The 436-nt window shown below is 78.4% G+C and carries 1 pseudogene; it reads right to left on the bottom strand.

What is annotated here, in order from left to right:
• Window positions 1-104: 104 nt before the first annotated feature.
• Window positions 105-436: pseudogene (locus GTP77_RS29900) on the bottom strand (signal recognition particle-docking protein FtsY); the annotation flags it as partial.

Consider the following 436-nt stretch of genomic DNA (forward strand, 5'->3'; position numbering starts at 1 on the left):
ACCGGCAATGCGCGCGGCGGCGCGGGCGGCGACACCGGCTCGGCCCGAGGCGCGGACGGCGGCAACGGTGGCCGGACCGGCACGGCCTATGGCGGTGATGGCGGCTACACCGGGGCAGGGGGCAAGGGCGGCGCAGGCGGCGATTCGGGCAAAGTGTATGGCGGCGACGCGGCAGCCAAGCAGTATGCCAACGGCGGCAATGCGAAGGCCGGCGGCGCCACCAGCACTGCGACGGCGGCCAGCGGCACGCCGGACGGCAGTGGCGGCGCGGTGGGGGGCGGCCAGAGCGCCACCGCCACCGCCGGCACGGCGACCAGCGGTGCGGTTAGCGCGGGCACGAATGGTGCCACTTCGGGCGCATCGACGTCGGGCGCGGCAGGAGCGGGTGCGGCCGGCGGCGGTTCCGGGGCCGGCGGCGCAGGCGCGGCGGCCAGCA

Source organism: Pseudoduganella aquatica, assembly GCF_009857595.1.
Taxonomy (GTDB): domain Bacteria; phylum Pseudomonadota; class Gammaproteobacteria; order Burkholderiales; family Burkholderiaceae_D; genus Rugamonas; species Rugamonas aquatica_A.